The organism is Pseudomonas graminis, assembly GCF_004364335.1.
Taxonomy (GTDB): Bacteria; Pseudomonadota; Gammaproteobacteria; order Pseudomonadales; family Pseudomonadaceae; genus Aquipseudomonas; species Aquipseudomonas graminis_D.
This window is the reverse complement of the sequence record NZ_SOCR01000001.1, coordinates 433,096-455,879: the sequence shown is the minus strand read 5'-3', so window position 1 is coordinate 455,879 and position 22,784 is coordinate 433,096. Positions and strand designations below refer to the sequence as shown.

The following is a 22,784-nucleotide window of genomic DNA, read 5'->3' as shown; positions in this document are numbered from 1 at the left end:
CCCGTTTCCATGGGCCGGTTTCCCGAAAGGGCGGTTTTTAACGAATCCGCCCTTTTTTGTGGGTGATTTTCAGCGCGCTGGCAGCGTCAACCTGCTGTCCCAGCCTAATTGCCAGCCCCCATCCATCGAGAGCGTCCAGCAAGAGCACCATGCAAAGCAGCAGTCTTCTCTTCCCCGTGGCCCTGATCAGTGCCGAGCGTCGTGGCGACCTGACCGAGGACGTCTACCGTTTGAAGCCCGGCAATAGCCCGGATTTCACCGTCGAAATCGCCGTCACCCGGCTGGGTCGTGTTTCGGCCCCGGATGCCCGAGGCGTGCCGGTGGTCCTGCTGCACGGCAGCTTTTCCAACCGGCGCTTCTGGTATTCGCCCAAAGGCATCGGCCTGGGTGCCTATCTGGCCCGTGCCGGGTTCGATGTGTGGATCCCGGAAATGCGTGGGCACGGTCTGTCGGCACGCAACAGTGCGTACAAAACCAATTGCGTCGCGGACTACGCGCGCTTTGATCTGCCGGCCATCGCCGCATTCGTGCGTGAGCAGACCGGCGACGCGCCGCACTGGATCGGCCATTCCCTCGGCGGCACGACCCTCGCCGCGGCGTTGGGTGGGCAGTATCTGACCGCCGGCGACGCGGCGTCGGTGGCGCTGTTCGGCAGTCAGGTCACCCGCAGCCACTGGCCGCTCAAAGTGCCGCCGCTGCAATGGGCTGCACGACTGCTGCTCAAGCGCTTCGAGCACGTTTCGGGCTCGCGTTTCAAGCGCGGCCCGGAAGACGAGCCCATGGGCGTCCTTCTGGAAAGCATGCGCTGGCATGGCCTGTTCGGCGGCTTCGGGCACAAGAAGGATGACTGGTGGGGCGGGCTGCAACAGGTCACAGTTCCGCTGCTGTGTGTGGCGGGCGCTGGCGATCATCAGGACCCGGAATGGGCCTGCCGCCAGCTCTTCGAGCGTTTTGGCAGCGATGATCGGACCTTTCTCGTGCTCGGCCGCGAACATGGCTTCAGCGAAGACTTCGGTCACGTGCCCATGCTGGTCAGCAAAGCCGCGCAAACTCAGGTCTGGCCCCGTGTGGCGGACTGGCTGAACCGGCACGGTGCGGTGGTAAAGCCTGAATCAATGCTGAACATGATGGCAACTCCGTGATTGTCACGGGCCTGGCCATTCCTTGCACACAGCGTTGGCGATAAGCTGCATCCATTCTCGACACCGGGGCCGAACGGCTGGTGGCGACTCGTTGGTCAGATTTTCTGTTGTGCCTGAGGTGCTATATAAAGGATGCAATGCGCGTGGAGGGTCGGTCGTTTAGGCCGCCTATTCTCGTAGCCGTCTATCCTAGTGGCTGTCTACCCTCATCACAGAGCTTTCCTGACAGGAGTTACCCATGCATTACATCACCCCGGACTTGTGCGACGCCTACCCTGAGCGGGTTCAGGTGGTAGAGCCGATGTTCAGCAACTTTGGTGGCCGTGATTCATTTGGCGGCGAGATCGTCACGCTCAAGTGCTTCGAAGACAATTCTCACGTGCGCGAGCAAGCCGACCAGCCCGGACACGGCAAAGTCCTGGTAGTGGACGGTGGAGGTTCTCTGCGTTGCGCTCTGCTCGGCGACATGATCGCTGAAAAGGCGGCGAAAAACGGTTGGGAGGGCATGGTGATTTTCGGCTGTGTGCGTGACGTCGATGTCCTGGCACAGACCGACCTCGGTGTGCAGGCATTGGCCAGTCATCCGCTAAAGACCGAAAAACGTGGCCTGGGTGATGTGGGCAAAGTGGTGACCTTCGGCGGTGTGACGTTCAGGCCGGGTGAGTTCATCTATGCCGACAACAACGGCATCATCGTCTCGCCCAGCGCACTGAAGATGCCGGACTGACCGGCCTCAATATTCTTTTACGCCATTAGCGATTCACTCAGCAAGGATAGGAATGTTCGACGATACAAACGCGCAGTGGGGGCTGGTTCATGCCCTCGTTTTGGACGGAAAGGGCGGGGCGCGTTCAATCCCCCGAACTGCACTGGATGGCCTGCAGCTGGAGCCCCACGAAAGTGTGTGGCTCCATTGGGACCGCAGCCACCCGCAGACTCAGACGTGGTTGCGCAAGACCAGCGGTCTTAGCGAATTCGTCTGTGACCTGATGCTCGAAGAGAACACCCGGCCCCGCCTGCTGGCCTTGCCGGACAACGAGTTGCTGCTGTTCCTGCGCGGGATCAACCTGAACCCGGGCGCCGAGCCGGAAGACATGGTCTCGGTGAGGATTTTTGCTGCCGCCCAGCGCGTTATTTCGTTGCGCCTGCGCTCACTGCGGGCAACCGATGAGCTGATTGCGTCATTGAATGAAGGAAAGGGCCCGAAAACGGCGTCCGAATTGCTGCTGTATCTGGCTCAGTTTCTGACCGACAAGGTCCAGGCGGTGGTCAGCGAGCTGACCGAACTGGTCGATGACATGGAAGAACGCATAGATGCCGACGAGCGGTATCTGCCCGAGCACGGCAACATGGTTCACATCCGCCGGCGAGCGGCGGGATTGCGTCGGTTCCTTGCGCCCCAGCGTGAGATCTACGCGCAGATGACGCGCAGCAAAATGCCGTGGTTTGTGGAGGACGATGCCGATTACTGGAACGAATTGAACAACAGCCTGACGCGCTATCTTGAAGAGCTGGAATTAACCAAAGAGCGCGTGGGGCTGGTGCTTGAGGCCGAAGACAGGCGTCGCAACGAGCGCATGAACAGGACCATCTATCGGTTCGGGGTCATCACTGGCATCTTCCTGCCGATGAGCTTCCTGACCGGTTTGCTGGGCATCAATGTGGGCGGCATCCCGGGGTCGGAAAATCCCTACGGATTTGTGTACGCCTGCCTGTTGATACTGGCCGTCGCCGTGGGACAAATGTGGCTGTTCAAGCGATTGCGCTGGGTATGAGGATCAAAAAACGGAAGGCGTTCAGGTGTGTCGTGTGACTCAGGCAGAATTGGCTGCGTCTTTCAGTGACATTGCGTGAGGTGCCTATGCACGACCCGTTTGAAGAATCACTGCGCGACATGCTCAACGCTTCGTCCAGCAGCCGGGACGACGATGCCGTTCTGGGCCGAGTGTTGAAGACCGCCAACCGGCAGGTGGGCGCTGGTGATCTGTTCAGTCTTCTGGGGCGTTGCACGCAGGCTTTGATGATCGCCGTGAACAACGGCTCCGCTCACGTTTCACCCGTTTCTCGCCGCAAGGCGACACGTGCCGGTACCACGTTTACCGGTACCGGTGCACAAGACAAGGCTGATTGAATATGGAATTGGATCTCTGGACGCAGAGCCTGGTTACTGCAATGACTGCGTTGTGGACCAAAGTCGCGAACTTTATTCCGAATCTGTTCGGGGCGCTGGTCGTGGTCCTTCTGGGTTTCGTGGTTGCAAAACTGCTCGACACCCTGCTTTCCAAGTTGTTGGCCAAACTCGGTCTGGATCGCCTGATGGGCGGCACCGGTTTGACCAAGCTGATCAGCCGCGCGGGCATTCAGGTCCCGATTTCGACCTTGATCGGCAAGATCGTCTATTGGTTCGTGCTCTTGATTTTTCTGGTGTCGGCGGCAGAATCGCTGGGGCTGGAGCGGGTTTCCGCAACGCTGGACATGCTGGCGCTGTACCTGCCGAAAGTTTTCGGCGCCGCGCTGGTGTTGCTGGTCGGGGTATTGCTGGCGCAGTTGGTCAACGGTATCGTGCGTGGCGCCGCCGAAGGCGTAGGCCTGGATTACTCGGCCGGCCTGGGGCGAATCGCCCAGTGGCTGGTGATTATCATCAGTATATCGGTGGCGATCAGTCAGCTGGAGGTCAAGACCGACCTGCTGAACCATGTAATCGTTATCGGTTTGATTACCGTTGGTCTGGCCGTTGCACTGGCCATGGGACTGGGAAGCCGCGAAATCGCGAGCCAGATCCTGGCAGGAATTTATGTACGTGAGTTGTATCAGGTAGGGCAACAAGTGCGTGTGGGTGAGGTTGAAGGGCAGATCGAAGAGATTGGCACGGTGAAGACCACCCTGCTGACCGAGGAAGGCGAGTTGGTGTCTTTGTCCAACAGGATACTCCTCGAGCAGCGAGTGAGCAGCCGTTGAGCCGGCGAATCTGCTAATGTATGCCGCCGCAAAACCCGGGCGATTCCCGGGCGCGGCAGACATCTACCCGACTGTCGGCACGACTTGTTTTGAATAACGCTCAAACGCCCTCTCTGCGCTACGACCCACGCGAGCTCTCCGATGAGGAGCTGGTTGCGCGTTCGCACGCCGAACTGTTTCATGTGACGCGGGCCTACGAAGAACTGATGCGTCGTTACCAGCGGACACTTTTTAACGTCTGTGCACGGTATCTGGGGAACGATCGCGATGCTGACGATGTCTGTCAGGAAGTGATGCTTAAGGTGTTGTATGGCTTGAAGAACTTCGAGGGTAAATCGAAGTTCAAAACCTGGCTCTACAGCATCACGTACAACGAATGCATCACGCAGTACAGGAAGGAGCGGCGAAAGCGTCGGTTGCTGGACGCTTTGAGTCTTGACCCCCTCGAGGAAGCGTCGGAAGAAAAGACGCCGAAACCAGAAGAAAAGGGCGGGCTTGATCGTTGGCTTGTGCATGTGAACCCGATCGACAGGGAAATTCTGGTGCTACGATTCGTCGCAGAGCTGGAGTTTCAGGAGATCGCGGACATCATGCACATGGGCCTGAGTGCCACGAAAATGCGTTACAAACGGGCACTTGATAAATTACGTGAGAAATTTGCAGGCTTTACCGAAACTTAACTCGGTGCAAATATCTCTAACGAGCAGGCAAGTTCTGATAGACTTGCCGACGAGTTGTCTCTCGCTGAGGGGGACTGCTTTACAATCACCAGATGGGGATTTAACGGATGAAACTGAAAAACACCTTGGGCTTGGCCATTGGTACTATTGTTGCCGCAACTTCGTTCGGCGCTCTGGCACAAGGCCAAGGCGCAGTCGAAATCGAAGGCTTCGCCAAGAAAGAACAGTACGACAGCGCTCGTAACTTCAAAAACGACGGCAACCTGTTCGGCGGTTCTGTTGGCTACTTCCTGACCGACGACGTTGAATTGCGTCTGGGCTACGACGAAGTGCACAACGTCCGTAGCGACGACGGCAAGAACATCAAGGGCGCTGATACCGCTCTGGACGCTCTGTACCACTTCAACAACCCGGGCGACATGCTGCGTCCGTACGTCTCGGCTGGTTTCTCCGATCAGAGCATCGGTCAGAATGGCAGCGGCGGTCGTAACCGCTCCACCTTCGCCAACATCGGCGGCGGTGCCAAGCTGTACTTCACTGACAACTTCTATGCCCGTGCTGGCGTTGAAGCTCAGTACAACATCGACCAGGGCGACACCGAGTGGGCGCCAAGCGTCGGTATCGGTGTGAACTTCGGCGGCGGTTCGAAGAAAGTTGAAGCAGCACCGGCTCCAGTAGCTGAAGTGTGCTCCGACAGCGACAACGACGGCGTTTGCGACAACGTTGACAAGTGCCCAGACACCCCAGCAAACGTGACTGTCGACGCTAACGGCTGCCCAGCTGTAGCTGAAGTCGTACGTGTTGAGCTGGACGTGAAATTCGACTTCAACAAGTCGGTTGTGAAGCCAAACAGCTACGGCGACATCAAGAACCTGGCTGACTTCATGAAGCAGTACCCACAGACCACCACCACTGTTGAAGGTCACACTGACTCCGTCGGTCCTGACGCTTACAACCAGAAGCTGTCCGAGCGTCGTGCAAACGCCGTTAAGCAAGTCCTGGTTAACCAGTACGGTGTTGGCGCTAACCGCGTAAACTCGGTTGGCTACGGTGAAACCCGCCCAGTTGCTGACAACGCAACTGACGCTGGCCGCGCTGTAAACCGTCGCGTAGAAGCACAAGTAGAAGCCCAAGCTAAGTAATTAGCCTCGCTTCACGAAAAACCCGGCTCAGGCCGGGTTTTTCTTTGCCTGCGATTTGACCCCGGTGATCCTGCTTCATTTGCGGTCTGGCTGTCTAAGCGAAAAAAACGGATGAATCTGGATCCATCTAAGCGAATACCCTTGAACGACTAAGCCCTCATTAGCGTTTCAGTACCAACACCCACAACACCAGATTGAACAGCAGCGACACCAAGGCAACTGCGCGCCAGACTTTAAGCGGCTCACGCTCCAGCAGTGGGATTGTCCGTTTATTCAGCGGCGATAGTTCGCCCTGTTGAAAGTGCACGAGCCAGTGCTCGGCGGTCTCGAAGCGCTTCAGCGGATCAGCCTGCAGGGCACGCTCTAGATGCTGTTCCAGCCAGTCCGGGACATCCGGTCGGTAACGACTCACCGGCAGCGGCTTGCCGAAGCGGCGGCGCTGGAAGGGTTCAATCTCGCCGTAAGGGTAGTGGCCGGTCAGCAGGAAATACAGCGTGACGCTGGCGGCATACAGGTCGAAACCTGGGCTGGGTTCCGCGCCTTCGAAGGCTTCAGGGGCCATAAAGCTGGGCGTGCCGGGCACGTCGCTACTGTGATTCAGTGACAAACCCGGGCTGTAGGCCAGCCCGAAATCCAGGATGCGCAAACTTCCCGCCTGCTCGAGCAGCAGATTCTCCGGCTTGATGTCGCGGTGAATAATGTTGCGCCGGTGCAGCAGACCAATTGCAGCGATCAATTCCCTGGCCAGACTCAGCCAGGGCGACAGTGCCATCGGCCCTTCCTCATCAAAGAGGTCAGCCAGGCTCTGGCCGGCGTACTCACGCATCACGTAGTACAGATGCTGGCGCTGCCCTAGCGGGTGAAGCTCGGGAAAGAAACGACCGGCCACGCGACGCAGGAACCATTCTTCAAGCAACAAGGCCTCCGCCGCGCCGGCCTCGTCAAGGCGCGAGGGCGGCAGTGTCTTCAATAGCCACGGGTGCTGTTGGCTGTCGCGTACGCGATACAGAAGGGATTGTCGCGAGTCGCTCAAACGGGTTTCGACCTGCCAGCCTTCAAAGGTCTGTCCTGCCTTGAGGATCGGTGGGACAGGCCATTGCTGAAGTTGCAGCAGCGTTTCGCCCAGGCTGTCCGAGCCCAACTGTTCCACCTGTAACAGCAAGGCGCTCGCGTTATCGGCGCTGCCCGAGAGATGCGCGGCGTTGACCAGCGTTCGGACAGCCGTATCTAGGTCTGCCTGTTCATTGAGAATCGAGCCGATTCGGTCATCGCCCAATGTTGCCCACACGCCATCGCTGACCAGCAGCAAGCGCTCGCCCTGGCGCAGCTCGCCGTCCAGATAATCCATGACCACGTATTGATCCAGACCCAGCGCGCGCTTCAAGACGTGCTGCATGTCCGGCTGTTCCCAGACGTGGTCCTGGCTGATTCGCTGCAGCTGCCCTGAGTGCCAGCGATACACGCGGCAGTCGCCGACATGGGCGAGGGTGAAGCGACGCCCGCGCAGGACCAGCGCACTGAGGGTGGTCAACAAGCCGTTGGCCAGCAGCCAGCGGTTTTGCGCCAGCAGCAGGCGGTCAAGGGCCTGGGCGACGCTCCAGGTTTCCGGCGTCGCGTAGTAATCCATGGCCAGCGCCTGGAGCGTGGCCCGGGACGCCAGTCCGCCGTCGGCGCATTGACTGACGCCGTCGGCCAGGGCGAACAGGCAACCCTTGCTGGCGGCCAGCGCCGGGGCAGGAGTTACTACGCGTATAGCGTCCTGATTCTCCTTCCGCGGACCGGTCGCGCTGAACTCGGCGACGCGCAGTTGCAAGCCGGTCGCAGTGCTCGCGACCGGCGTCAGCGGCTGATTGACGCTCACGGTCTAGACACGGGCGGCGGTGACAGCGGCCGAGCCCCAGGTGGTTCTCCAGCGACGCTTGACGTTCATCAGGCCGAACCAGGCCAGCACGCCAAGGAACGCGAACAGCCACAAGCCCAGTTGGTACTCGCCGGTGTTCTGCTTGATGGCGCCAAGTCCGGCGGCGAGCAGGAAACCGCCGATGCCACCGGCCATGCCGATCAGGCCGGTCATGACGCCGATCTCTTTGCGAAAGCGTTGTGGCACCAACTGGAATACCGCGCCGTTACCAGCGCCGAGGCCGAGCATGGCCGCGACGAACAGCGCCAGTGCGGCCCAGGAGCTGGGCAGGTTGAAACCGACGGCAGCGATGCAGATCGCAGCGACCGCGTACATGCCGGACAGCGTGCGAATCCCGCCAAAGCGATCGGCAAGGGCGCCGCCCAGTGGCCGCATCATGCTGCCGCCAAAGACGCAGGCGGCGGTGTAGTAGCCTGCGGCCACCGGGCTCAGGCCGTATTGATCGTTGAAATAACCGGGCAGGGCGCTGGCCAGGCCGATGAAACCGCCGAAGGTCACGCTGTAAAAGAACATGAACCACCAGCTGTCGCGGTCGCCCAGGGCTTTGAAATAGTCACTCATGGATTTGGCTTTGGGGCGTTCGGGAGCGTTTTTTGCCATGAGCGAGAAAGCGATGAGGGTCAGCAAAAGCGGCGCTACGGCGAAGCCGAACACGTTGTTCCAGCCGAAACTGGCGGCGAGCACTGGGGCGATCAATGCCGCGAACACCGTTCCGGAGTTGCCGGCCCCGGCGATGCCCATGGCTTTGCCCTGATGCTGCGGCGGGTACCACTGCGAAGCCAGCGGCAGGGCCACAGCGAAGGACGCGCCGGCCATGCCAAGGAATACGCCGAGCAGCAGCGCTTGTTCATAGCTGTGAATGCCCAGTTGCCAGGCGCCCAGCAGCGCGGCGATGACGATGACCTGGCCGATGATCCCGGCGGTCTTCGGTGACAACTGGTCGGCGAGCATGCCCATGATGAAGCGCAGCACCGCTCCCGCCAGAATCGGTGTGGCGACCATCAGGCCGCGTTGCTGGGTGGTCAGGTGCAGGTCGGCGGCAATCTGCACGGCTATCGGGCCGAGCAGGTACCAGACCATGAAGCTCAGGTCGAAATACAGGAACGCTGCGAACAGTGTCGGTTTATGGCCGGCTTTCCAGAAACTCGTGTTCATCTACCACCTCATCTGCAGGGATTCGTGTTCGGTGGAGGTGTTGCTCGCACCGCTACGGGTCAGGTCATGCAGGCGAAGCACCAGACCGGCACTCCACCCACCCCGATGTGTTCAGGGCAAAAACGAAAAAACGCCGCAGCCCTGTGCGCTTTCGCGAAGGGGTGCGACGTCTTTGTCGTGAGTGGGCAACCGCCGTTGGCTACCTTTGGGTTCTACCTAGCAATCCGTGGGCCAAATGCGCGCCAGGCTCCCGGTTGCATGAATCCGGCGGGCCCTGGGCATTTTTCGTAGGAGCCGGCTTGCTGGCGAAGGCAGTGGGTCAGTCGACATGTGAAGAGCTGACCGACCGTGTTCGTCCGATCGCGGCCCGCAGCAAGCCGGCTCCTGCAGTGGGCGTGCGTCAAACGAGCAAATGGCGTCGGCCACTCAACCTGTAGGAGCGCGCTTGCCCGCGAAGGCAGAGTGTCAGGCGATTTCTTCGTCACAGGCACACCGCGTTCGCGGGCAAGCGCGCTCCTACAGTGGATCTCGGCAAGGCACCCTACCTTCGGGATGACCAAAGCCGGCAGATGCTGGCTTGCTGGCGAATACAGCGTGTCAGTCGACATGTGAAGAGCTGACAGACCGTCTTCGTCCGATCGCGGCCCGCAGCAAGCCGGCTCCTGCAGTGGGCGTGCGTCAAACGAGCAAATAGCGTCGGCCACTCAACCTGTAGGAGCGCGCTTGCCCGCGAAGGCAGAGTGTCAGGCGATGGGTTCGTCACAGGCACACCGCGTTCGCGGGCAAGCGCGCTCCTACAGTGGATCTCGGCAAGGCACCCTACCTTCGGGATGACCAACGCCGGCAGATGCTGGCTTGCTGGCGAATGCAGCGTGTCGGTTGACATGTGAAGAGCTGACAGAACGTCTTCGTCCGATCTCCCCGCAGCAAGCCGGCTCTACAGTGGGCATGCGTCAAACGAGCAAATGGCGCCGGCCACTCAACCTGTAGGAGCGCGCTTGCCCGCGAAGGCAGAGTGTCAGGCGATGGGTTCGTCACAGGCACACCGCGTTCGCGGGCAAGCGCGCTCCTACAGTGGATCTCGGCGAGGCACCCAACTTTCGGCGTACCCAAGGCCGGTCTCTACAGAGAGAGTGGGTGTAGCCATTCATACCGAGGTTGTCCGGGCCTGGATGCGCTCAGCCCAACAGCTCACTCATGGCGATGATCTGCTCTGCCACCTGAATCAGCTTCTGCTGCCGGCTCATGGCCTGGCGTCGCATCAGGGTGTAGGCCTCTTCCTCGTTGCACTGCTTCATCTTCATCAGCAGACCCTTGGCCGTCTCGATGCGCTTGCGTTCGGCCAGTTGCTGATCGCGGGCATGCAGTTGCGCGCGCAGGTCCTGATCGCTTTCAAAGCGGGCCATGGCGACGTCCAGAATCGGCTGCAGGCGTTGCGCGTGAATGCCTTCCACGATGTAAGCGCTGACCCCGGACTTGATCGCCTGACGCATTACAGCCGGATCATGCTCGTCGGTGAACATCACGATAGGGCGTGGCAGATCGCGGGTGACCAGCACCACTTGCTCCAGCACGTCACGGCCCGGCGACTCGGTGTCGATGAGGATCACGTCCGGGCGCACGGCCTGGACCCGTGCGGGCAGGTCGATGATCAGCCCGGATTCGTCGATGACCTCAAAGCCGGCTTCGGTCAGCGCCGCTTTCAGGCGACCGACCTTTTTAGGGGTGTCGTTGATCAGCAGGATTCGCAGCATCTTGGCGTCCCCTCAGCGATCAGCATGAGAAAGGGCGGCATCGGCCAGCGCGTGCAGCTTGAAGCTGCGGGCGTAACGCGCCGGTTCGCTGCCGTCCCAGATTTTGCCGTCGATCAGCTGGCTGCTGCGCATGGGCGACGGCGGCACGGCGATGCCCAGTGATTCGGCGGCCTCGCGGTACAGGCCAAGCTGCTGGACGCTGCGGGCGACGCCGAGATAATCCGGGTCTTCGCGCAGCAAACCCCAGCGGCGGAACTGGGTCATGAACCACATGCCGTCAGACAGCCACGGCATGTTCACCTGACCGTCGCCATGGAAGCGGATGGCGTGATGGTCGTGCCATCGGTTGCCGAGCCCGTCGTCGTACTCGCCCAGTAGCCGCGATTCGATGGCGCCGACGGGTGCATTGACGTACTCGGCGGCGCTGAGCAATTGCGCGGTGCTGCGCCGGTTGTCAGCGCTCTCTTCGATGAAGCGACTGGCTTCAAGCACCGCCATTACCAGCGCCCGCGCCGTGTTCGGATATTGCTCGACGAATTCCTGGCTGCACGCCAGCACCTTTTCCGGGTGGTCCGGCCAGATGGCCTGGGACGTCGCGAGGGTGAAGCCCAGATTCTGCTGAACCGCGCTGGCACCCCACGGCTCGCCGACGCAAAAGCCGTCGATGCGCCCGGCCTGCAAGTGCTCGACCATCTGCGGCGGCGGCACCACCACGCTGTCGACATCATGAAGCGGGTGAATGCCTTGGCTCGCAAGCCAGTAATAAAGCCACAGGGCGTGATTGCCGGTGGGAAAGGTCTGGGCGAAGGTCAGTTTTGAGTCGCTTTGGTGCGTGCGCCGATCGAGTGCATCAGGAGTGGTCACGCCGGCATCCTGCAGCGCCCTCGACAGGTTGATGCTCTGGCCGTTCTGGTTCAGCCCCATCAGCACCGCCATGGGCTTCGCCGGCCCGGCCAGCCCCAGTTGCACGGCGTAGACCAGGCCATAGAGGCTGTGGGCCGCGTGCAATTGTCCGCTGACCAGTTTGTCGCGCAGGTTGGCCCACGAGGTCTGACGGTGCAGGTTGATGTGCAGGCCATAGGGCTGGGCGAAGCCCTGGGTCGCGGCGACGATGAGCGAGGCGCTGTCGGTGAGCGCCATGAAACCGAGGTCGACGCTGGCCAGTTCCGGTGCGTCGCTGCCGTTGACCCAGGCCAGCGAGGGGGTGAGCGTGTCATTCATGGTTGCCATTCCGCGTGGAGGCCGAAGCGCGAGTCAGCGCTGCCGATCGTCCAAAAAAAACGCCGCCTCGCCCAGATTGAACCGGGGCGACAGCGACGTCATTGTCCTGTGTCTCGCTCCGCCATTGGATCGAGTCGATACGGGACACTAAGCAAGCCATATGCCAGCGCGAGTCGAGGTTGTAAGCAAAGTTCTCGACATGCCTCGCGCTTCGCCCGCAGCGGCGTTTATAATCCGCCGCTGATCCCAGCCGCAATCGAGCCGCCCCCGCCCATGTATAACCTGGCCCGCCAGTTACTGTTCAAACTCTCCCCGGAAACCTCCCACGATCTGTCCATCGACCTGATCGGAGCGGGCGGGCGTCTGGGGCTCAATGGCCTGTTCAACAAGGCACCGATGCAGCTGCCGGTGACCGTCATGGGCCTGCGCTTCCCCAACCCGGTCGGGCTGGCGGCGGGGCTGGACAAGAACGGCGCGGCCATCGACGGCTTCTCGCAACTGGGCTTCGGTTTCGTCGAGATCGGCACCGTCACGCCGCGCCCTCAGCCGGGCAATCCGAAACCGCGCGTCTTCCGTCTGCCCCACGCCGAAGCCATCATCAACCGGATGGGCTTCAACAACCTGGGCGTCGACCATCTGGTCAGCCGAGTGCAGGCCGCGCAGTACAAAGGCGTGCTGGGCATCAACATCGGCAAGAACGTCGACACGCCCGTTGAGCGCGCCGTGGATGATTACCTCATCTGCCTGGACAAGGTGTACGCCCACGCCAGTTACATCACCGTCAACGTCAGCTCGCCCAACACCCCGGGCCTGCGCAGCCTGCAATTCGGCGATTCACTCAAGCAGTTGCTTGAAGCCTTGCGCTTGCGTCAGGAAGCCTTGACGCAGCTTCACGGCAAGCGCGTGCCGCTGGCGATCAAGATTGCCCCCGACATGAGCGATGAGGAAACGGTATTGGTCGCCAGCGCCCTGCTGGAGTCGGGTATGGACGCGGTGATCGCCACCAACACCACCCTCAGCCGTCAGGGCGTTGAAGGGTTGCCCCACGGCGACGAAGCGGGCGGGCTGTCGGGCGCGCCGGTGCGCGAGCAGAGCACGCACATCGTCAAGGTGCTGGCCGGTGAGTTGGGCGGGCGCTTGCCGATCATTGCTGCCGGCGGCATTACCGAAGGCAGGCACGCAGCCGAGATGATCGCTGCCGGGGCGAGTCTGGTGCAGATTTATTCGGGCTTTATCTACAAGGGGCCGGCGCTGATTCGCGAGTCAGTGGACGCGATCGCGTCGATGTCCCGCTGATCCATCCCGCTTCATCCGGACAAAAAGAGGGGTTCCGACTGGAACCCCTCTTGGGCGTTAGCCCGCCGCCCGGGTGGGGCGTGCGTGGTAATGGTGGAGCGATCAAGAATGTCGAAGAAGCTTTAGGTCAGGCTGTAACGTGAGGGTGGCGTCAGCCGACCGCGTGAAGTTCGTTGAGTCTGTGAATGCCCGCAGTGCCGGTCATACCGTCCCAATTGTCGCCGCGTCCTTCTCGCCAGCCATTGATCCAGGCTTGACGCACTGACGGTAGAGTAAAGGGGCAAAGCTCACGGGATTTACCGGATACGCCAAATTGGTATCCGCGCGAAAATGCTCTTTCCATCGGATCACGCTTAAGTCTTCTCATAGGGTGTTGCCCTCGTTTGTTGACTGTAATGTCCCTGGAGACCTCAGGTTGAGGTCCGGCAGAAAATCTTCTGCCGTTAGCGGCCCGCTGCCGGCGTCGCGGGCTTGATGCCACCGCCGTTGCGGCGATGACCTTGGTTGATTTCTAACCAATGAAAGATGCGCTGTGAATGATCGTTTTGTCATAAGAACGTAACCATTCAGGCATTACGACCATAAGCATCCACTCGTTTGACAAGTGTTTTTCGAGGGGACCCCTTTCTACCGGGGCTTTCCCGTGGCAGTGCAAGTGTTTCGCAATTGAGAGTGCTGGCCGTTTGCAGTCAGCGGAAAAACGACGAAGGGTCAGCGATGTGACTTTTTATTGCAGCCGCCGTCGTGCTGAATAGTGGTTTTTTAACATCAAAACGTCGGCGCTCACGTGCTGGCGGACCGTCGCACTCGAAATGTATCGGTGCGAGGGACAGGCACAAACTGTGTGCCGCGCAGGCGTCCTCCTTGAAAGGCGTCTGTTGGAATCGGGCCGGACAATGCGTTGTCCGGCCGCTATAGCCCAAGGCTCTGGAATACTCATGTCGGACCGTTACGAACTTTTCCTCACGTGCCCCAAAGGCCTAGAAGGCTTGCTGGCTGAGGAAGCCACCGCCCTTGGTCTCGAGGAAACCCGCGAACACACTTCCGCCATCCGCGGCACCGCCGACATGGAAACTGCCTACCGGCTGTGTCTGTGGTCGCGGCTTGCCAACCGGGTGCTGCTGGTGCTCAAGCGTTTCCCGATGAAGGACGCCGAGGACCTGTACCACGGCGTGCACGACATCGAGTGGGCTGACCATCTTGAAGCCGAAGGCACGCTGGCCGTGGAGTTCAGCGGTCACGGTTCGGGCATCGACAACACCCATTTCGGCGCATTGAAGGTCAAGGACGGCATCGTTGACCGCCTGCGCACGGCAGACGGCGTACGTCCGTCGGTCGACAAACTCAACCCGGATCTGCGCGTGCACCTGCGTCTGGACCGAGGCGAAGCGATTCTGTCCCTTGACCTGTCCGGTCACAGCCTGCACCAGCGCGGCTACCGTCTGCAGCAAGGCGCCGCGCCGCTCAAGGAAAACCTGGCCGCCGCGATCCTGATCCGCTCCGGCTGGCCGCGCATTGCCGCAGAAGGCGGCGCGCTCGCCGACCCAATGTGCGGCGTGGGCACTTTCCTGGTTGAAGCAGCGATGATTGCCGCCGACATCGCGCCCAATCTCAAGCGCGAGCGCTGGGGCTTCTCCGCCTGGCTGGGCCACGTTCCGGCGATCTGGCGCAAGCTGCATGACGAAGCACTGGAACGTGCGCAAGCGGGTCTGGCCAAGCCGCCGCTGTGGATTCGTGGTTACGAAGCCGACCCGCGCCTGATTCAGCCAGGCCGCAACAACGTCGAACGCGCCGGCCTGAGCGAGTGGATCAAGATTTACCAGGGTGAAGTGGCAACCTTCGAGCCGCGTCCGGACCAGAACCAGACCGGTCTGGTGATCTGCAACCCGCCGTACGGCGAGCGCCTTGGCGACGAAGCCAGCCTGTTGTACCTCTATCAGAACCTCGGCGAGCGTCTGCGTCAGGCCTGCCTGAACTGGGAGGCGGCGGTGTTCACCGGTGCGCCCGATCTGGGCAAGCGCATGGGCATTCGCAGCCACAAGCAGTACGCATTCTGGAACGGCGCACTGCCGTGCAAGCTGTTGTTGATCAAAGTGCTGCCGGACCAGTTCGTTACCGGCGAGCGTCGCACTCCCGAGCAGCGTCAGGCCGAGCGTGAGCAAGCCGCCTACGATCAGACGCCGGACGAGCCGCAAGAGCGCCAGTACAACAAGAATGGCAATCCGATCAAGCCGACGCCGGCCCCTGCGCCGGTCATCGAGCAGCCGCGCCTGAGCGAAGGCGGGCAGATGTTCGCCAATCGCCTGCAGAAGAACCTCAAGGCGCTGGGTAAGTGGGTCAAGCGCGAAGGCATCGATTGCTACCGCGTCTACGATGCGGACATGCCCGAGTACGCGATGGCCATCGACCTGTACCACGACTGGGTCCACGTTCAAGAGTATGTGGCGCCGAAGTCCATCGACCCGGAAAAGGCCTCGATCCGGATGTTCGACGCCCTGGCGGCCATCCCCCAGGCGCTGGGCATCGACAAGAACCGCGTGGTGGTCAAGCGCCGCGAGCGGCAGAGCGGCACCAAGCAGTACGAGCGCCAAAGCGCCCAGGGTAAATTCAACGAGGTCAACGAAGGCGGCGTGAAGCTGCTGGTCAACCTCACCGATTACCTGGACACCGGTTTGTTTCTCGATCACCGGCCGATGCGCATGCGCATCCAGCGTGAAGCGGCGGGCAAGCGTTTTCTCAATCTCTACTGCTACACCGCGACCGCCAGCGTGCACGCAGCCAAAGGCGGCGCGCGCAGCACCACCAGCGTCGACCTGTCGAAAACCTATCTGGACTGGGCGCGTCGCAACCTGTCGCTGAACGGCTTCTCGGACAAGAACCGTCTGGAGCAGGGCGACGTGATGGTGTGGCTGGAGGCCAGTCGCGAAGAGTACGACCTGATCTTCATCGACCCGCCGACCTTCTCCAACTCCAAGCGCATGGAAGGGGTGTTTGACGTGCAGCGCGATCAGGTTCAGCTGATCGACCTGGCGATGGCGCGCCTGGCGCCGGGCGGCGTGCTGTATTTCTCCAACAACTTCCGCAAATTCCAGCTCGAAGAGACGCTGGTGGAGCGTTATGCCGTAGAGGAAATCACCCAGCACACCGTCGACCCGGACTTTGCCCGTAACGGCAAGATCCACCGGGCGTGGAAAATCACCGCGCGTTGAGGCGATGGCCAGGCTGACGTGTCGGAATACCCGGCGGGTCAGCCTGCGTTGTCCAAGCCCTTTCGCCTTGCGTGTCCCGCGCAAGGCACCCCCTTCATGATCAGCGCTGCACCGCGACGCATTTGATTTCCACCAGCAGGCCAGGCTTTGCAAGATCGCTGACGCCCAGGCACGTCCACGCACAGGTGCCACGAGGGAAGACGCTGTCCTTCACCGCCCTGAACACGGGCATATGCCGGTGCAGATCGATGTGGTAGGTGGTCAGGTCGACGACATCCTCGAAGGTACATCCTCCGGCGGCCAGCACGAGCCGCAGGTTCTCCCACGCCGCCATGAACTGCTGCTCCGGGTCTTCGATGACGGTCAGCTCGTGGTTGCGACCGACTTGCCCGGCGCAGTAGAGGGTTTTGCCGACCTTCACGGCGGGCGCGTAGCCCGCGCGCTCGGCGAGTAAATGCATTTCATCGGGGACGATGAGTTGACGGTCGGTCATGGGGTGGACGCCTTGAGTCGTGTGGGAGGGGCACGCTATCTCAGGTGCCGGACTTCCGTCCAGTGAGTGGCTTTTGGGTTTTCGGGCGGCGACGGGATGTACAGATTGTTTGGGTAGGTGAAAACCTTGCGCGCCTCCTTGCTCGGTAGTCCAGGATAAATCACACTCTGAGCGAAAGGTAACGAGCATCAGTAAAGGATGAGTCCACTTTTCGAGGCAAGGGAATGCGTAAATCCAGAGTCATCTTAATAGCCACCCTGTCAGGGCTGATAGGGGCTGTTTTGCCTATGATAGCGATGGCTTACATTTCTTGGGAAAGGGCCCTTGCCAAAGAAAGAACTCATTTGGCGACCTACTCCGAGCGAGCACTCAAAAACATTAGCCTGTCATTGCAACAAGGACTAAATGTTATATCGGACATGGAGGGCTCGTCTGGAGTGCCGTGTTCTCCCGAGCATATTTCCTTAATGCGAAAAGCGACCGTTAATACCCGTGCGGTGGAGGAAATTGATTATCTCGAACAAGGGTCTATTGCCTGCACATCATGGGGAAGCACGTCGATACTGTCTGGCCCGACGACGTCGACCTATACCGATGCGAGAGGCTATCAAATCAATGTTCGCCTCATCCCCAGAGACCAAGGGATCCAGCCGATTACGATCATGCATCGTGGCGCCTACACCGTCCTTATAAATGCAGGAAGGCTCAGCGACATTATTCTGGATGAGCGAATGCAGCTCGGTGTTTTTTACCAGGGCCAATTGGTGAATATGTCTCAGGGCGCGGATGAAAAGACCATCTCCCGACTCGTGTCAAGTCCAGATCCCAAGCGTAAAGACTATCTGTACGCTGTTTCCACTCAAGACGACTGGTCCGCCCTTGTGGCAGAGCCCATAAAAAGCGTCGATACCAGTTTCTATAGCGAGCTGGCCTGGATGCTGCCCATAGGCCTGGGGATCGGCATCATTGTTGTGTTGTCAGTCATCCGAGTCATGCAAAACCGACTCTCGCCGACTGCGGAGCTGCAGATCGCGATCAATCAACGTGAGTTCACTGTTCACTATCAACCGATCATTGATCTTGAAACGCAAGAATGTTTAGGGGCCGAGGCGTTGGTCCGGTGGGTGAGACCAGACGGAACGGTTGTGGCCCCTGATCAGTTCATTCCGTTGGCTGAAGAAACAGGGCTTATTCTGCCCATAACTGACCAAGTCATCTATGGCGTCGTCAGAGACATGGCACAACTTCTGCGAGATAACCGCAACCTTCATGTGGCGATTAACATCTGTGCGGAGGATCTTAAAACCGGGCGTTTTCTTGACACGCTTGATCATGCGTTGAAAGGCTCGATGATTGACAGCAGTCAAATATGGATAGAGGCCACTGAGCGAGGCTTCATCGATGTTGAGTCGGCCGTTACGACACTTGAAAAAGCTCGGGCGCTAGGATTCAAGATTGCAATCGATGACTTTGGTACGGGGTATTCCAGTTTGCAATATCTTGAGCGGCTTCCTGTCAATGTGCTCAAGATAGATAAGTCTTTCGTGGACGCCATCGATAAGTCCTCAGCGTCCAGCTCGGTGGTGACGCATATTATTGCGATGGCTAAAACCCTGGGTCTTGAAATTGTGGCCGAGGGAATCGAGAGCCCCCATCAGGCCGATTACCTGCGAATGTATAAAGTGGATTACGCTCAAGGGTGGTTATATTCGAAGGCATTGCCTCCCCATGATTTTCTAAACTTCGTCACTTCGAAAAACCACAGCTAGGGAATCTCGGCGATGCAACCCAGGTCGAGGCGCTGTTGCAGGGTAATGACGACGTGCCGCCGCTGCAGGGCAGGTTGCTCGAAGCATTCTCAACTCCCGCACTTTCTGAAAAATGAGCCCTTATGACAACCCTCGTAATGTGCGCTGCGCAGTACTGCTCGGTCGCCGGTGATCTCAACGTTAATATCGACCGGCATTTTCAAATCATGCGCCGCGCGGTCGAGCATGGCGTTCAGTTTCTGCTGTTCCCCGAGTTGTCCTTGACCGGCTACGGGCCGTCCATAGCGCGCGCACTCGCTCAGGCACCTGACGCCGAGTGTTTGCAACCGCTGCGGGAGCTCGCGGCGCAGTCAGGGATGACGACTGTGGTGGGGCTGCCACTGCGCCAACCCGGCAGCGAAATCATCCTGATTGGCGCGCTGGTGATGGCGGCCGATGGATCGCAGTCGGTCTACACCAAGCAGCATCTTCATCCGGGAGAAGAGGCGGTTTTCAGCGGGGGGGAGGGCGGTGCGCCGGTGAACATCGGGGCTGAGCGCGTTGCGCTCTCGGTCTGTGCGGATTTCACCCACGCCAGCCACGCCCGGGCAGCCGCGCGTGGCGGAGCCAGTGTATACGCCAGCAGCGTGCTGATCAGCGAAGAAGGCTATGCGCGAGATGCCGAGGTGCTGCAGGGCTACGCCATCGAGCATTCAATGGGCGTGTTGATGGCCAACCATGGCGGACCGTCGGGAGGCTGGGCCTGCGCGGGACGCAGCGCATTTTGGTCACCCGGAGGTGAGCGGGTGGTGAGCGCGACGGGTACGGGCGACTGCCTGCTGATTGCCCGTCGGCATCAAGGTATCTGGCAGGGGGAGCTCGTCGAGTGGCCGACGATGTTTTGAGTCAGTTCTGCTGACGAGCCAGCGTCGGAAAATCACAAAAAGCGGGGCACCTTGGCGGTGCCCGCTACGTTGAGTTTCTACTCAACAGGGATCAATGCACCGCCCAGGAGCGGGGCGCCGGAGTATGGCTGAATTTGGAAATGCCTTTGACCCAGAACCGACGATGAGCCGTCTGGTCAGGCGGCAGCAATGGCTGGCTTGACCATTGGTGATGACGCTTGGCTTCATCGCGATACGCTTTCCACTCCATGGCCTCGGCGGTGTCCTGCGCGGCGCGTTCGTCATCGAACCAGCCCAAAACAGAAACTTCACCTTGATCGCGGCCATGCTCTACCAGCAGAAAAATGTTTGTGTACATACTTTTGCCTTTCACTGATTCGGTCCGACCCGATATTCGGGCTCTACGAATAGCGTATCGACAGCGGCGGCGGAAAATTTAGCCCCGGCTTTCCATGCCCGGTGTTGCAGTGCTTGGTCTGACGGCTTCCCGGCTAAAGCCGGTCCCACTGACAGCACGCGGTCGTGTAGTGGGACCGGCTTCAGCCGGGAAGAGGCCTGCATGAACATCCACAATATTGCGGCGTAACGCCCAACGCCTTCCCGGCTGAAGCCGGTCCTACGGAGTGCCGCGGCCGGTTTGATCACCCTCAACGTCACTTCGGCAGCGGCGTGAGGATGTCGGCCTTGTCGTCCAGCAAAATGAACACCAGCAGTTTCGCAGGCTTCGTCGCGCTGGCGTTTCGCGATTCGTAGTGCCCGGACCCGGCCGGTTCGTACCATGTCTGGCCTGCCTTATAGGTCATCGCCTTGCCGTCGTTGACTCTCGAAATCACCTCACCCTCCAGCACGTAGGCAATCGCGCTGCCGCTGTGACTGTGGGCGATGGAGGCCTGGCCTGGCGTGTACTCGACGGTCAGGACCATGGCTTCTTTACCCGGCGCGTTGAGCATCGGGTGCTGTTCCAGCACGGTGACCTTTTCCTGCTCGGCATCGTGGGCCTGGGCGCTGCCGAAGGACATCATCCCGGCAAAGGCCAGGCAATAGAGCGGGGCGACGACGTGTACTAGCGGTTTCATGAGTGGCTCATCCGGCAGCGATTGATGACCACCACGCTAAGCTCGCAGCTGCCCGACGCACACGTCCAATTCCGGGGAAGATCAGGGGGCCAATCGCTTTATCCCGGAAACCAGACCGGAAACGAAAAAAGGGCCGAATCAGATTCGGCCCTTCATCGTATTCAGTGCAGCCCTGGCGCTACTCTCGCTCAAGGGCACAAGGTCAGCACAGCGATTTACTTGCTGCCGCTGGAACCGCTCGCGCCACCGCCGGTGCCGCCGCCGCTGCCGCCCATGCCACTGCCGTTGGTCATCCCACCGCCGTCAGCGTCGGTGCGGTTGGTGCCGTTGGTGCTGCCCATGCCTTTGGTGCCTGGGGTCGAAGTGCCTGGCGAGCTGCCGTCACTGCTCTGGCCGCTGGTCGAGGTGCTTGGCTTCGGACCGTTTTTGTCGATCGGGTCGGTTGGGCCGGTGGAGCCAGCGAACGCAGAGCCAGCAGCAACAGCCATCAGGCCAGCGAGTGTCAGGGCAGTCAATTTAGTCTTGATCATGATGTGAATCCCTTTGTTGTCATGGATACCTATTGGTCTACCGGCCAACGCAAGAGGTGCATTCCACCCGACGGACGGTCATTCCATGATCAACACGGTTTTAGCTATTTCGCGCGCAGTTCGTATCCCACCGCCAAGGTCTGCAGATCAAAACGATCTGAAATGCTCGAGCAATAACTGGTCCGCGCCAGAAAGGCACCGGGGCCGTTGAGGTATGACTCGATATCCTGCGCGCCTTCGCACAGCGCAATCGTCCGGCCCTTGAGCAGGCCGCTGGCCTGGGCTGAACGCAATGCGCCGTTGGGCGTCCAGTCGGCGACGATCAGCGCGCCTGCGGGAGCCGATTCTTCGTAACTGTGCACGAACGCCTCCGCCGAACGATCCCGCAGATACGGTGCCATGAAGTAATGGATATCGTCACGGAAAGGCAGCGGTTCCTTGTGGGTCGGCAACGCCACGACGCCGCTCGCATAGATCGCGTAGACCGCCAGGATCGTCACCGGTCCGCCGAAGGGCAGGGCGTAGGCGACAACGGCGGCGTTGTGTCGCGCCAGCCACGCCTGCACCTGGATCACGCCGATGATGCTCAACAGCACGGCACCCGGCAGGAAAAACGTAAACCGATCGGTGACGTTGTACGACACCGCGAAGAGGAAGTTCAGCACTGCCGCGCACCACAACAGTCGCAGACGCCTGCTTTTGGGGAACAGCACCAGCGCCACCAGTTGCGGGCCGAGCAGCGACAGCATCAACAGCACCACCGAGTTCTTCTCGTGCCACATTTCATCGAAGCGAAACAGCGAACCCTGCCAGCTTTGCTCGGTGGCTTTGTCGGGGATGCCGATCAGGTAACGGTGGCCGATATCAATGAGGCTCAGGCCGTTTTGCAGCTCCTGCAGAATGCCGGGGATCGCCACCGCAAAGCCCAGCACAAAACCTGGAATCGTCAGCAGAACCCGCGCTCGATGCTGCCACACCAGTTGCACATACAGCGGCAACAACACGATGAACGTCAGTTGATGAATGGCGGCGGCGAGGCCGGTGAGCATGCCGATGACGAACAGTGCGGTGAGCAGGCCCAAGCGCGATTTATCGCGGAAATGCACCATGTACGCCAGGGTCACCAGCAGCGTGTGCAACAGGTAAACCTCGGCCTTGGTCGAGACCCAGAACACGCAATGGCACAACACTGCAGCGGCAATCGCCAGCAAGGCCTGCTGCGAGGTCGCGCCGACGCCCTTGGCCAGACGGAAGATCGCCCAGCCCAGCGGGATCAGCAGCATCGAGTTCATGAAACTCAGCAACAACGGGCCGAAATTCGCGAACAACGCGGTGGTAACGAACAGGTACAACGGGTGATCCAGTGGGCCGAGTGTTTCGCTGAAGTAGCGGCCCTCCGAGGCGTCGGCGATGAAAATGCCGTTGTCCATCCACTGAATCGGTCCGCTGGAGGCCAGAAAACTCCAGAGGACGGCGGCCACCGCCAACAAGAGGGGAATGCCAAATAACGCTCGATAACGTACTGCTGCCACCATGACTTGCACTCCTGTCCCT

At 60.2% G+C, this 22,784-nt stretch carries 21 protein-coding genes; 11 read left to right on the top strand and 10 right to left on the bottom strand.

Annotated elements, in window-relative coordinates; genetic code table 11:
- The first annotated feature begins 149 nt into the window (after positions 1-149).
- The 7 genes from EC919_RS01930 to EC919_RS01900 all read left to right on the top strand — a co-directional run bounded on the left by EC919_RS01930 (position 150) and on the right by EC919_RS01900 (position 5,922).
- Positions 150-1,142, top strand: coding sequence for an alpha/beta fold hydrolase (locus EC919_RS01930; RefSeq protein ID WP_133770685.1), 993 nt, complete (start codon positions 150-152; stop codon positions 1,140-1,142).
- 238 nt (positions 1,143-1,380) lie between these two features.
- Positions 1,381-1,869: a ribonuclease E activity regulator RraA gene (gene rraA / locus EC919_RS01925; RefSeq protein ID WP_133770683.1), complete on the top strand. Its 489-nt coding sequence runs from the start codon at positions 1,381-1,383 to the stop codon at positions 1,867-1,869.
- 52 nt (positions 1,870-1,921) lie between these two features.
- Entirely contained in the window at positions 1,922-2,917 is a 996-nt protein-coding gene (locus tag EC919_RS01920; protein ID WP_133770680.1) for a zinc transporter ZntB, read from the top strand.
- 86 nt (positions 2,918-3,003) lie between these two features.
- A complete protein-coding gene (locus EC919_RS01915) occupies positions 3,004-3,273 on the top strand; it encodes a CrfX protein (protein ID WP_133770678.1) in 270 nt (89 codons plus the stop codon).
- A 2-nt stretch (positions 3,274-3,275) separates the two neighbouring features.
- Positions 3,276-4,100: a mechanosensitive ion channel family protein gene (locus EC919_RS01910; protein WP_037011040.1), complete on the top strand. Its 825-nt coding sequence runs from the start codon at positions 3,276-3,278 to the stop codon at positions 4,098-4,100.
- 89 nt (positions 4,101-4,189) lie between these two features.
- Complete coding sequence (gene sigX, locus EC919_RS01905) at positions 4,190-4,780, top strand: RNA polymerase sigma factor SigX (protein ID WP_133770676.1); 591 nt, start codon at positions 4,190-4,192, stop codon at positions 4,778-4,780.
- A gap of 107 nt (positions 4,781-4,887) precedes the next feature.
- A complete protein-coding gene (locus EC919_RS01900) occupies positions 4,888-5,922 on the top strand; it encodes an OmpA family protein (RefSeq protein ID WP_133770674.1) in 1,035 nt (344 codons plus the stop codon).
- 160 nt (positions 5,923-6,082) lie between these two features.
- On the opposite strand, the gene EC919_RS01895 is transcribed toward EC919_RS01900, so the two are convergent.
- The 4 genes from EC919_RS01895 to EC919_RS01880 all read right to left on the bottom strand — a co-directional run bounded on the left by EC919_RS01895 (position 6,083) and on the right by EC919_RS01880 (position 11,973).
- Entirely contained in the window at positions 6,083-7,735 is a 1,653-nt protein-coding gene (locus EC919_RS01895) for a bifunctional protein-serine/threonine kinase/phosphatase (protein WP_133770903.1), read from the bottom strand.
- Positions 7,736-7,786: 51 nt separating this feature from the next.
- Positions 7,787-8,998 (bottom strand): nitrate/nitrite transporter, encoded by a 1,212-nt coding sequence (locus EC919_RS01890; RefSeq protein ID WP_133770672.1) that lies wholly within the window; start codon positions 8,996-8,998, stop codon positions 7,787-7,789.
- Positions 8,999-10,176: 1,178 nt separating this feature from the next.
- Entirely contained in the window at positions 10,177-10,752 is a 576-nt protein-coding gene (locus EC919_RS01885; RefSeq protein ID WP_133770670.1) for an ANTAR domain-containing response regulator, read from the bottom strand.
- A gap of 12 nt (positions 10,753-10,764) precedes the next feature.
- Positions 10,765-11,973, bottom strand: a complete 1,209-nt coding sequence (locus tag EC919_RS01880; RefSeq protein ID WP_133770668.1) for a CmpA/NrtA family ABC transporter substrate-binding protein — start codon at positions 11,971-11,973, stop codon at positions 10,765-10,767.
- 273 nt (positions 11,974-12,246) lie between these two features.
- On the opposite strand from EC919_RS01880, the gene EC919_RS01875 reads away from it, so the two are divergent.
- A complete protein-coding gene (locus EC919_RS01875; RefSeq protein WP_133770666.1) occupies positions 12,247-13,269 on the top strand; it encodes a quinone-dependent dihydroorotate dehydrogenase in 1,023 nt (340 codons plus the stop codon).
- Positions 13,270-13,420: 151 nt separating this feature from the next.
- On the opposite strand, the gene rmf is transcribed toward EC919_RS01875, so the two are convergent.
- Positions 13,421-13,636, bottom strand: coding sequence for a ribosome modulation factor (rmf, locus tag EC919_RS01870; RefSeq protein ID WP_133770664.1), 216 nt, complete (start codon positions 13,634-13,636; stop codon positions 13,421-13,423).
- 571 nt (positions 13,637-14,207) lie between these two features.
- On the opposite strand from rmf, the gene rlmKL reads away from it, so the two are divergent.
- Positions 14,208-16,478, top strand: a complete 2,271-nt coding sequence (gene rlmKL, locus EC919_RS01865) for a bifunctional 23S rRNA (guanine(2069)-N(7))-methyltransferase RlmK/23S rRNA (guanine(2445)-N(2))-methyltransferase RlmL (RefSeq protein ID WP_133770662.1) — start codon at positions 14,208-14,210, stop codon at positions 16,476-16,478.
- Positions 16,479-16,578: 100 nt separating this feature from the next.
- Here the strand turns inward: rlmKL and EC919_RS01860 are convergent, their stop codons facing one another.
- Complete coding sequence (locus EC919_RS01860; RefSeq protein ID WP_133770660.1) at positions 16,579-16,971, bottom strand: RidA family protein; 393 nt, start codon at positions 16,969-16,971, stop codon at positions 16,579-16,581.
- Positions 16,972-17,195: 224 nt separating this feature from the next.
- Between EC919_RS01860 and EC919_RS01855 the strand changes: the two genes are divergently transcribed.
- Positions 17,196-18,740 carry an EAL domain-containing protein gene (locus tag EC919_RS01855; protein WP_133770658.1) on the top strand — a complete coding sequence of 515 codons (1,545 nt, stop codon included), beginning with the start codon at positions 17,196-17,198 and terminating at the stop codon, positions 18,738-18,740.
- A gap of 122 nt (positions 18,741-18,862) precedes the next feature.
- A complete protein-coding gene (locus EC919_RS01850) occupies positions 18,863-19,624 on the top strand; it encodes a carbon-nitrogen hydrolase family protein (protein ID WP_133770657.1) in 762 nt (253 codons plus the stop codon).
- Positions 19,625-19,715: 91 nt separating this feature from the next.
- On the opposite strand, the gene EC919_RS01845 is transcribed toward EC919_RS01850, so the two are convergent.
- From EC919_RS01845 to EC919_RS01830, 4 genes are all read right to left on the bottom strand, one after another.
- Complete coding sequence (locus EC919_RS01845; RefSeq protein ID WP_065988488.1) at positions 19,716-19,982, bottom strand: hypothetical protein; 267 nt, start codon at positions 19,980-19,982, stop codon at positions 19,716-19,718.
- A 295-nt stretch (positions 19,983-20,277) separates the two neighbouring features.
- Positions 20,278-20,700, bottom strand: coding sequence for a cupin domain-containing protein (locus tag EC919_RS01840; RefSeq protein ID WP_133770655.1), 423 nt, complete (start codon positions 20,698-20,700; stop codon positions 20,278-20,280).
- 215 nt (positions 20,701-20,915) lie between these two features.
- Positions 20,916-21,230: a hypothetical protein gene (locus EC919_RS01835; RefSeq protein ID WP_133770653.1), complete on the bottom strand. Its 315-nt coding sequence runs from the start codon at positions 21,228-21,230 to the stop codon at positions 20,916-20,918.
- Between the two features lie 104 nt (positions 21,231-21,334).
- Positions 21,335-22,765: a DUF2723 domain-containing protein gene (locus tag EC919_RS01830; protein WP_133770651.1), complete on the bottom strand. Its 1,431-nt coding sequence runs from the start codon at positions 22,763-22,765 to the stop codon at positions 21,335-21,337.
- Between the last annotated feature and the right edge of the window lie 19 nt (positions 22,766-22,784).

What these genes read in the sequence shown, in the direction of transcription:
- EC919_RS01930 (WP_133770685.1), top strand. Translation starts at nt 150, where the DNA reads ATGCAAAGCAGCAGTCTTCTCTTCCCCGTGGCCCTGATCAGTGCCGAG.
- rraA (WP_133770683.1), top strand. Translation starts at nt 1,381, where the DNA reads ATGCATTACATCACCCCGGACTTGTGCGACGCCTACCCTGAGCGGGTT.
- EC919_RS01920 (WP_133770680.1), top strand. Translation starts at nt 1,922, where the DNA reads ATGTTCGACGATACAAACGCGCAGTGGGGGCTGGTTCATGCCCTCGTT.
- EC919_RS01915 (WP_133770678.1), top strand. Translation starts at nt 3,004, where the DNA reads ATGCACGACCCGTTTGAAGAATCACTGCGCGACATGCTCAACGCTTCG.
- EC919_RS01910 (WP_037011040.1), top strand. Translation starts at nt 3,276, where the DNA reads ATGGAATTGGATCTCTGGACGCAGAGCCTGGTTACTGCAATGACTGCG.
- EC919_RS01900 (WP_133770674.1), top strand. Translation starts at nt 4,888, where the DNA reads ATGAAACTGAAAAACACCTTGGGCTTGGCCATTGGTACTATTGTTGCC.
- EC919_RS01890 (WP_133770672.1), bottom strand. Translation starts at nt 8,998, where the DNA reads ATGAACACGAGTTTCTGGAAAGCCGGCCATAAACCGACACTGTTCGCA.
- EC919_RS01885 (WP_133770670.1), bottom strand. Translation starts at nt 10,752, where the DNA reads ATGCTGCGAATCCTGCTGATCAACGACACCCCTAAAAAGGTCGGTCGC.
- EC919_RS01880 (WP_133770668.1), bottom strand. Translation starts at nt 11,973, where the DNA reads ATGAATGACACGCTCACCCCCTCGCTGGCCTGGGTCAACGGCAGCGAC.
- EC919_RS01875 (WP_133770666.1), top strand. Translation starts at nt 12,247, where the DNA reads ATGTATAACCTGGCCCGCCAGTTACTGTTCAAACTCTCCCCGGAAACC.
- rmf (WP_133770664.1), bottom strand. Translation starts at nt 13,636, where the DNA reads ATGAGAAGACTTAAGCGTGATCCGATGGAAAGAGCATTTTCGCGCGGA.
- rlmKL (WP_133770662.1), top strand. Translation starts at nt 14,208, where the DNA reads ATGTCGGACCGTTACGAACTTTTCCTCACGTGCCCCAAAGGCCTAGAA.
- EC919_RS01860 (WP_133770660.1), bottom strand. Translation starts at nt 16,971, where the DNA reads ATGACCGACCGTCAACTCATCGTCCCCGATGAAATGCATTTACTCGCC.
- EC919_RS01855 (WP_133770658.1), top strand. Translation starts at nt 17,196, where the DNA reads ATGCGTAAATCCAGAGTCATCTTAATAGCCACCCTGTCAGGGCTGATA.
- EC919_RS01850 (WP_133770657.1), top strand. Translation starts at nt 18,863, where the DNA reads ATGACAACCCTCGTAATGTGCGCTGCGCAGTACTGCTCGGTCGCCGGT.
- EC919_RS01845 (WP_065988488.1), bottom strand. Translation starts at nt 19,982, where the DNA reads ATGTACACAAACATTTTTCTGCTGGTAGAGCATGGCCGCGATCAAGGT.
- EC919_RS01840 (WP_133770655.1), bottom strand. Translation starts at nt 20,700, where the DNA reads ATGAAACCGCTAGTACACGTCGTCGCCCCGCTCTATTGCCTGGCCTTT.
- EC919_RS01835 (WP_133770653.1), bottom strand. Translation starts at nt 21,230, where the DNA reads ATGATCAAGACTAAATTGACTGCCCTGACACTCGCTGGCCTGATGGCT.
- EC919_RS01830 (WP_133770651.1), bottom strand. Translation starts at nt 22,765, where the DNA reads ATGGTGGCAGCAGTACGTTATCGAGCGTTATTTGGCATTCCCCTCTTG.